At 59.3% G+C, this 2,938-nt stretch carries 2 protein-coding genes; both read left to right on the top strand.

All coding sequences use genetic code 11. From position 1 onward, the window contains the following. Positions 1 to 695 (top strand): autotransporter outer membrane beta-barrel domain-containing protein (locus ABEH87_RS21595; RefSeq protein ID WP_346579406.1); only part of this gene is annotated, 695 nt, incomplete at its 5' end. Positions 696 to 866: 171 nt separating this feature from the next. After that, a partial coding sequence (locus tag ABEH87_RS21590) for an autotransporter outer membrane beta-barrel domain-containing protein (RefSeq protein ID WP_346579404.1) occupies positions 867 to 2,938 on the top strand: 2,072 nt, incomplete at its 3' end.

Genomic DNA, 2,938 nt, shown 5'->3' with positions numbered 1-2,938 from the left:
GCGGGAGTGCGGCGGCGGGCTCCGGCGAGCTGGAGTACGGCGTGACGTTCGGCAGCGGCGACGCGCGCCAGAACTTCGGCGAGGGAAGCCGGGGGCACATCAGCCACCGCAGCGAGGGGGTTTACGGGCGCTGGCAGTCGGCAGACGGGCTTTACCTCAGCGGTTCGGTGAGCCTGTACCAGCTGAAAAACCAGCTGGACGTCAGCGGTAACCTGGGGCAGGTGAGCAAAGGGCGGCAGCGCGTGAGCGCGTGGGGCGGCACGCTGCGGGCGGGACAGACCTTCAGCCTGAATGACGGATGGTTCATTGAGCCGCACGCGGGGGTAACGGCGGTGCGGCTGGGGAGCAGCCACTACCGGCTGGACAACGGGCTGGAGGTGGAGACGCAGCGCAGCAGCCCGGTGCAGGGTCGGGTGGGGGTAAACGCCGGGAGGCAGGTGGCGATAAAGCGGGGCCTGACGGTGGAGCCTTACGTCAGCGTGGCGTGGGTGAGCGCGCTGGGTAAAGGGGCGGATGTGAAGGTCAATCAGCATCATTTTGCCAGCGACCTGCCGGGTGACCGGGTGCAGGCGGGCGCGGGGGCGAGCTTCAGCCTTGACGGCGGGCACGTGCTGACGGCCGGAGCGGAGTACGCCAGGGGCAGCCGGAGCGTGCAGCCGTGGTCGGCGACGCTGGGCTACCGCTATAACTTTTAGTCCGGCAGGGTTATCTGCGGGCAGGGAAGCCCGAACCACCGTCCGAACCACATCTTAATTCTGTAGGCAAGGAAAATTCCTACAAGTCTGTCAGCCCGACCCCGACAGAATGAAAAATTAAACAAAAGCATAATAAAACTCTCGAATTATTTCTTTTCCGGAGTCAAATTGATGCGATATTCATCTTTTTATTCTCGTTCGGGTTACAAACTTGGTTGCTTGTTTTTAATCAGTGCGCTGGCCGTTTATTCGAAACATCTCTTTGCTGTGGATATTACCGCTGATGGGAAGGCTCTGGAGATTAATGGTGATGCTGCTTTGTCTGGGGTTAACCGTCTTCGCGCTAAGAATGGTGGAGTTCTGACAGTTAAGAATATTAAAAATAATATCCCGTCGCGCATTGAGGCCGGTCGTGGCGGGTCTGTTTTACTTGAGGGTGGTGATTTTTCAGGCGATATAAAAAAAACAGACGGGCGTGACTATTATCCGTTTATCCAGGCATTAAGTGGCGGCAGGATGAGTATAAAAAATTCAAGCATCCTGATTAAAAATGACAAAACGGTTTTATTAAAAAGTGATACCCCTCAATTTAATGTGGTTGAATCCTCAGTCACAGCCGAAGGTGAAGATTCAATCGCCATATCCGTTGTGAATAATGTGACGCTGTCAGAAAGTCAGGTGACTGCGCGTAAAAAAAATTCAGCTGCTATCGGTTTTAGAGCAAACGGGGCGATGCTGGAAGCTGACAACAGCACCATTGCTGGCAATGTGATAGCACGAACACTTCGTTGCTTAAAAAATTGTGGCGAGCTGAAGTTAAAAAATCACTCATCGTTAACAGGACGTGTCATTAATATTTACCGGCTGAGTCTTGACGACAGTCGCTGGGAGTTAACAAAAAACTCAGACTTTAATTATCTTGACCTTAAAGGTGGCCGCGTCATTTTCACGCCAGACGGTTCTTTTAAAACCCTGAGCGTGGACTCACTGAGCGGTGAGGGCATCTTTCAGATGAACACCAACCTGTCAGCGGGACAGAGTGACCAGCTGATTGTACGCGGCGAAAATGCGGCCTCCGGCAGGCACCAGCTGGCGATCAGCGACAGCGGTAACGAACCGGAACGCGCCACTGAATTCCAGCGCCTGGTCTTAACCCACGGCGGTGACGCTGAATTTACCCTGGCGGGCGGACACGTTGACCTCGGCGCGTACCGCTACACGCTGCAAAAGCAGGGCAACGACTGGCAGCTGACCAGGGGAGGTAAGGATGCAGTGGTCTCCGCAGATGCCGGTGCAAAAAAGCCGTTGCCAGTGGACGCTCAGATCGTGCCAGCGCTGGGCTCATCAAATTTATTGGACATGGGATCAGAGATGCCGGCCGCTTCATCAGGGAGCTCTGTCGCTGAAGCACCTGCGTCAGCTACAGCGATGGTAGCAGAGTCAGCGGCGACGGCAGCCGCCACAGAAACCATCACACCGGAAAAACCGGCTATGGCAGAGGTGAACGCCGCGCCGGAGCTCTCCTCCGGGGCGAACGCCGCCCTGGCTTCACAGACGGCGCTGTCCGGTGTGGTCCAGTCCGCGGCGGCGCTGCCGGACCAGCGCGACGACGCAGGCCGCGGGGGCGTGTGGGTCAAATCGTCAGCCAGCCGGGTCAGCCATGCGGCGGGTCAGGCGCGGGCATTTTCGCAGCAGCGTAACGCCACCCTGCTGGGGGTGGGCGGGAGTGCGGCGGCGGGCTCCGGCGAGCTGGAGTACGGCGTGACGTTCGGCAGCGGCGACGCGCGCCAGAACTTCGGCGAGGGAAGCCGGGGGCACATCAGCCACCGCAGCGAGGGGGTTTACGGGCGCTGGCAGTCGGCAGACGGGCTTTACCTCAGCGGTTCGGTGAGCCTGTACCAGCTGAAAAACCAGCTGGACGTCAGCGGTAACCTGGGGCAGGTGAGCAAAGGGCGGCAGCGCGTGAGCGCGTGGGGCGGCACGCTGCGGGCGGGACAGACCTTCAGCCTGAATGACGGATGGTTCATTGAGCCGCACGCGGGGGTAACGGCGGTGCGGCTGGGGAGCAGCCACTACCGGCTGGACAACGGGCTGGAGGTGGAGACGCAGCGCAGCAGCCCGGTGCAGGGTCGGGTAGGGGTAAGCGCCGGGAGGCAGGTGGCGATAAAGCGGGGCCTGACGGTGGAGCCCTGGGTCAGCGTGGCGTGGGTGGGCGCGCTGGGTAAAGGGGCGGATGTGAAGGT

Origin of the sequence: Erwinia sp. Eh17-17 (assembly GCF_039675725.1) — a bacterium.
Classification (GTDB): domain Bacteria; phylum Pseudomonadota; class Gammaproteobacteria; order Enterobacterales; family Enterobacteriaceae; genus Erwinia.
The sequence above is the reverse complement of the archived record's forward strand: the minus strand, read 5'-3'. Positions and strand labels throughout refer to the sequence as shown.